Consider the following 5916-nt stretch of genomic DNA (forward strand, 5'->3'; position numbering starts at 1 on the left):
CGGCTCGACGCGCGAGGACGGCCGCGAGCGCTCCCCATCGAGGCGCCCTGGTCCTCGGCCTCGCTCGGCTCGACCATGACCCCGGCGAGCGCCGCGAGCGCCGCGAGGACGGCCGCGAGCTCGTGCTTGTGCTCTTCCCCCGGGCGGCGCGGCTCGACGCGCGAGGCCGGCCGCCCGGATATTCGTCGACGGTAGCCCCGCGGATATCTGTCAATCACCGGCGATTCACGCGTCCGCGTGCCGCAAACATGCGCGATCAATGCTGCATGCGTGCGGCGTGGCATATCGTCTTCGTGCAACACGTGGCCAGGAAAAACGTTCGTCGTACGCAAATGCGCTTGCCACCGGGCCACGGCCGCTCGTAAATCGAGCCTGGGCCGTCCTACGCGGCCGGGAGCGATGCACAATGCAGCGCAAGGGACCCGAGCGCCCGACGGGCGCGAGCGGGGCGGGATTCGTCCGCCTTTTTGCCAGAGAACGGCCGCGAATTGTCGCGAAGCTGCGCCGGCTCGGTGTGCATGAGGCCGACGCGAACGACCTCGCGCAACGTGTGTTCTTGCAATACTCCCAGCTAAGCAGAGCGCCGCGTAACCCTGCCGAATGGCTCATGCGAACGGCGTGGTTCCTATCGATGAATTGGCGACGCCTCGCCCGTCATAGGGTCGAGGTGCTCATGCCAGGGAGAGACCTGCAAAGGTGCGCTCTCCACCCGTCGCCCTCGCCCGAGGAGCGCGCCGCGCTTGCGCAATGGTGTGACCGCGCCGAACGGCTGCCGCCCGTCGAGCGCGCCGCGCTGCGGCTCCACCTCGAAGGTTATTCGATCGACGAGATAGCACGCAGGCTCGAGACCTCGCGCGCTACCGCTTGGAAACGATTGCACGCTGGACAAGAACGGCTGAAACGAACGGAGGGACGCCATGCAACGGCAATGGGTGGTCAACGAAGAGACGGGCAAGCATAGCGAACGGATCACGCTGGATCAATCCGATCTAGAGAAGCTTCGGCCCTACGTCTGCGGCATTGCTCGCCGGGTAGGCGTTGTCGCTGCCGACCGTGACGATTTGGCGCAGGACGTGCTTTTTGCATTCTGGCGCTATTCCGAGGAGCGACGGATCCGCGTCATCGAGGGGAAGGCCGACGTGGACGCGGCACGGACGCTCATCGCGGCGTTTGCAGTCCGGGCCGCCCGGCGCTATCGGCGGAGCGCAAGGTGGAGCGGTGGGGGCCCGGCAGACGAAACACCCTCGCGCGAGGGGGATCCCGCTCTCCGTTTCGAGGCTCGCGAAGCTCTTCGGATGGTCGAGCGATTGCCTCCGAACCTGCGCAGGGTGGTCGAGCTCGACGCGCTCGAGTGCACGACAAGCGAAACCGCCGAGAGCGTCGGCGTGGTGCTCGGCACGGCCAAAAGCAGGCTGTCTCGAGCGCGTGACTTGCTGGCGATCATGAGATGATCCACGGGAGCACGGCCGCGCAATAACGGGCGCGCTGCGGCGGCGCTCCTCGCGCGTCGGCTACGCCGCGAGCGCGCGCCGCTCGGCGCGACGCGCACATGGTGCAGGGGGATCGGGAAGGGGTGAGCCCCGGGCGAACCCTCACGAGCTCGCCCGGGGCCATGGGAGCGGCCTACGCCTTGCGGCGCTTGCGCGTGCTCTTGACGGCCGAGACGGGCGCATCGTGGCCCGACGTCGGGGGCTCGCCGAGGAGGGCCTGTAGGGCGACCGTAGCGCGCCGCGCGCCCTCGATGTCACCCGACGCAAGCGCCGCGTCGAGCATCGCACGGACGGCCGCGGTCGCCTGGACGAGGGGGCTCGACGGGGGGGCCGTGGTCCCCTCGGGTTCTCGTCGGGATTCTGTCGAGCGACCAGGAATCGCGGGGTTACGCTCGCCGATCGGCCCGATCGGCTCGACCGTCTCGGGCTCGATCTCCGCGGGTTCGAGGTCGATCGGCTCGATCTCATATCCTCGGAGACAGTACACCGACCACCCCTCAAGCCCGGCTCGCTTGGCCACACGTCCGAACGCCTGGTCGAGCCCCCACTGGCCCCACGGCTTGCGGCGATCGTTCACGGCCACGTGCCCCTCCCGCTCGCCCTTTGCCAGCGGGGCGAGGAGCTTCGCGAGCTCCGGTGAGACTGGGATCTCGCGCTGGCCAGTCTTGGGCGTGTGGATCTCGCCGTGGGACTTGCCCTCGCGCACGCTCACGAACCCACCGACCGGCTCCCCCTTCTCCCATCGAAGCAACACGTCCCTGCGAAGGAGCGCGCGGACCTCGTTGGGGCGAAGGCCGGCGTCTGCCATGAGCCGGAAGCTCGGGCGGTGGGAAGCGCGGGCGCTGGCGATGAGCTTCTCGACCTGCTCGTCGGAGGGGATCTCCAGGATGGCCTGCCCGAGGGGCTTCAGCTTCGGCAGGTTCTCGGGAACGGCGTCCACGTACTTCTGCGCCTTGGCGAACTTCATCACGGAGCGCAGGACGATCTGCACGTTGTTGCGCGTGCCGGGCTTCAGCTTCCGCTTGGACAGCTCGAGATCGAGCTCGGCGGCGGCCTTGCCGTCTACCCCGGCGATGGGCAACGCCCCGAACTTCGGGAGCAGGGTGCTCGCGAGGACCGACTCGTAGCCCTTCCGGCTCGTGACCTTGAGATCGGTGATCATGAAGGTCTGCCGGAACTCGTCGACCACCTCGGCGAAGGTTTTCACCGCCTCTGTGGGCGGAGGCGGCGCCTCAGACGAATTGCCATCGGACCCAGGCTCATAAGGCGAGCCATACTTGGCGATATTCATCTGATATCGCATCTCCTCCGCTTTGGCTGCCGCCATGGTTTGCACTTGGGCATCCTTGCGAAATCGCTCCTGGCGTCCGTCTTTCGTCGTATATCGGATGTCAATGAACAGGCACGGTTTCCCGCGCCGCTGGGACTTGCGAACCGGCATGGTCAACTACCTTCCTGCCCGTCCCAGCCACGGCTGCGATGCCCGTCCTGTAGCACGACGCGCGCGTTCACGGGACCCCCCACGCCTCGGAGAACCGGACCCGCCAGATTCGGCCGAACTTGCGCGCCCGCACGCCGTCGACGCTGGCCTCCGTCCCGCCGTCGGCGGCACGCATGGCGCGGCGCTCCAGCGTCTTGCGCAGCGCGCCGGCATTCATGCCGAGATGCGCCGCGGCACGGTCGAGAGGAACCCACGCCCCGACCCCTGGATGCACTTCTCCCCGCTTTCCCGACATGCCGGTACCTCCTTCCCCTGCCGCCCATGGCCACCTCCCCGACGCGCGCGAGGGCTCCGCGGCGTCGCGTGAATGGACGACCGGCGAGGGGGCTCGAGCTCTCGGCGAGCGGCCCCTCTGTCGGCGTCCGTGGAGCGGAATCTACGGTATGCGCGAGCGTCGCTTCAAGGTATTTCGCAAGCGATCTCGAATATTTGCTGCAATCATCGTATTAGATGCGGGATCGGGCAAGGCACCCCTTGTTTCAAAGGGGCTCGATCCAGGAAGGGCCTGGGAAACGATCCATATTTCGCACCGCCGGGCGCACACCTCGGGCCGCGGTTCCGGGACGAACCGGGCGGGCGCGCCGCACGGCCGAAAATCGCGTGAAGAACTTCACGTTAGTGCCCGGGATGCACGGCGCGGGCCACGCGTGATCAGATCCGGCAAACTGCCGCGATCTGGCGGCATCTCGAAAATCGACGCTTCATTCCTGGGGGTCGAGGGCCAGCTCCGCCTGGAAATCGATCCACATTTCGCCCCGTCGCTCGAGCGACCCGACCGCGTTCGCGCGCCTTCCGGCCGGATCGTTCGTCGTTCCAGCACGTTTCCTGGATGGATTTTCACAATAGGCCCTCCCCGAGCCCCGTAGGGTCACCGCCCGCGATCATCAAAACGCCGCGCTACTCCACGAGTGGCGCGCGGCGGCCCTTATTTCCAAGGGTCAACCGGAGAGAGAGCCTGGGAAACGATCCATATTTCGCTCAACCGAGTGGGGTGGTGCGCGAATGATCCAGGCTCCGAGGCCCCAAACAGACTCGCTCGGCGAGCTCGACGCCCGCCCTGTGAGCGGCTCGTCAACCCCGCCAGCGGCCGATCCAGGCTACCCGTCAGGCTGACCTCGTGGCTCTTCCAGGCTTTCACCGCAAAAATGCCGCCAACACCATGCATGCTTTGAGGAGTTTCGTTCTGTACGGATTTGCTTCCGTCCACTTCGCACAAACGAGCACGGGGCCCGAACACGAACGTGTGTCTCTCGCGCCAGGCTGGGCACCAGCGAGTCACGGCATCGGGAGTTCATCATTGCGAACTTCGCAGAGCCCTTGGAATGATGCCGGATCGCGCACCTCCTCCCCACGTACTACTTTAGTAGAATCCCGCGCCGCGTTCTGCAGTGCCGAACCGCGGAGGCGCCGATTTTCGACAAAACGCCGATCGTCGAGGCCGCATGGGCTGCCCTACCGCTGCGGCACGTGCGGGGGCGCAGGTGGACACGCGCACCTCGACCGGCATCCGATCTGCGGGAATTGTCGCGTTGCGTCCCACCGATGCCCCGCCAAGTGCCGCTCGCGCGTGAAGAGGACCTCCGACGGTTCGTCGCCACGTCGGTTGCTGACTCGACCTTAAAACAAGCCGTTTGCCGTGTTTGCAATGATATTGTTTGTGATCAAACCATTGTGCCGACGGCGGGTTTGCCCAATAGGCACGCCAAATAATCCACTGGATGACCGAAAAGGGGCTTGCCTTTCGATCGCATTCTCCTTCATGATGGCACCGCGCCAAGAACAAGGCGGATCCGGTTCGCTCGACCGGACACCAGTCGAGCCAGACCCGGGGGGACATCCGCCATTTTCCGCGCCAGGGAATCCAACGAGGAGGCCCGAGCCATGACCGAGGCCGAAGCTACGCCCGCCGTCGAACCCGATTACGGAGGCCATCCGCTATTTCCTCGGCCGGAAACCGAGAGTGGCAGAGACCCCCGGAAGTTCGACCTCATTCAGATCATTCGATACCTCCCGGACGGATCCAGGGAAACGTGTCCCCGGACCTTCAAGGGCTCGGAGCTTCGCTCCTGGCAACACGTCTATGACATGTTCGGCGGCGGCATCTATCAGGCCGTCTCGCAGTGCGAAAAGACGCATCGTTACCAGGCTCGGTCCGAGAAGGTGAATTTGCCCGGCCCATCGAAACCGTTCAACGACGACGGGAAACAAGTGCCGAAGCAGGACCACAACCAACCCGTTGCAACGCCGCCGACCCCGGTTCCGGGCGCGCCCGTGCCTTATTACGTGGCGGCCCCCGCGCCTGCGTCGAGCCCAGACATGCTGGCGCTCATGCGGCTCATGTTCGAGAGCAACGCGAACGTGCAGAGCGCGATTCTCCGGGCGGCCCTCGAGCGGCAGACGACGACGACTCAGCCGAACCCGCTGGAGATGATCCGGGAGATCGTGCCGCTGCTCCAGGGGAACGGTTCGAGTACGAAGGCGCTCCTCCAGGGCGTGCAGCTCGCAAAGGAGCTGCTCCGCTCCGTTGGGCACGCGCCTGCCGCCGCGAGCAGCGGCGGGGACGACCTCTCCGAGCTCGCGGGCATGGTAAAACTGCTCATGAGCGCGAAATCAGGCGCATCGTCGAATCCTGCGCCTGCCGCGGCGCCTGCGCCGCCGCAGTCCGCGCCGGGATGGCCCCCGGCGGGATGGGCGCCCCCGGGCTGGCCGCCTCCGGGCTGGCCGCCCTACGCCATGGGAGCCCCGCCGTGGCCCTGGTATGGCCCGCCTGGCTATTACCCCGGCATGCCCCCGCAGGGGCCGTATGCCGAGCCGGCGACCCCGCATGCGCCGCCGCCCGCGGTCGCTGCGCCGACGCCCGCCCCCGTGGCGCCCACGCCGCGCCCCGTGGCAAACGTGGCGCCGCCCGTGGCGCCGCCCGTGCCT

Annotated in this window: 3 protein-coding genes and 2 pseudogenes; 2 read left to right on the forward strand and 3 right to left on the reverse strand. The window is 66.9% G+C overall.

Annotation, left to right across the window (positions count from 1 at the left end; all coding sequences use genetic code 11):
• Window positions 1-218 (reverse strand): annotated as a pseudogene (locus QHF83_RS52720) (hypothetical protein); the annotation flags it as partial.
• A gap of 699 nt (window positions 219-917) precedes the next feature.
• Here QHF83_RS52720 and QHF83_RS52725 point away from each other — a divergent pair.
• Window positions 918-1451 (forward strand): sigma factor-like helix-turn-helix DNA-binding protein, encoded by a 534-nt coding sequence (locus tag QHF83_RS52725; RefSeq protein ID WP_282425775.1) that lies wholly within the window; start codon window positions 918-920, stop codon window positions 1449-1451.
• Window positions 1452-1623: 172 nt separating this feature from the next.
• Here the strand turns inward: QHF83_RS52725 and QHF83_RS52730 are convergent, their stop codons facing one another.
• Together QHF83_RS52730 and QHF83_RS52735 are read right to left on the reverse strand one after the other, a co-directional pair.
• Window positions 1624-2817 (reverse strand): hypothetical protein, encoded by a 1194-nt coding sequence (locus QHF83_RS52730; RefSeq protein WP_282425776.1) that lies wholly within the window; start codon window positions 2815-2817, stop codon window positions 1624-1626.
• 181 nt (window positions 2818-2998) lie between these two features.
• The gene (locus QHF83_RS52735) at window positions 2999-3226 is read right to left on the reverse strand and encodes a hypothetical protein (protein WP_282425777.1); all 228 of its coding nucleotides are present in this window, start codon (window positions 3224-3226) and stop codon (window positions 2999-3001) included.
• A 1646-nt stretch (window positions 3227-4872) separates the two neighbouring features.
• Here QHF83_RS52735 and QHF83_RS52740 point away from each other — a divergent pair.
• Window positions 4873-5916, forward strand: a pseudogene (locus QHF83_RS52740) (hypothetical protein); the annotation flags it as partial.

Source organism: Polyangium sp. 15x6, from assembly GCF_029960785.1.
Classification (GTDB): Bacteria; Myxococcota_A; Polyangia; order Polyangiales; family Polyangiaceae; genus Polyangium.

Coding starts and splice junctions, on each gene's coding strand:
- QHF83_RS52725 (WP_282425775.1), top strand. CDS start 918: ATGCAACGGCAATGGGTGGTCAACGAAGAGACGGGCAAGCATAGCGAA.
- QHF83_RS52735 (WP_282425777.1), bottom strand. CDS start 3,226: ATGTCGGGAAAGCGGGGAGAAGTGCATCCAGGGGTCGGGGCGTGGGTT.
- QHF83_RS52730 (WP_282425776.1), bottom strand. CDS start 2,817: ATGGCGGCAGCCAAAGCGGAGGAGATGCGATATCAGATGAATATCGCC.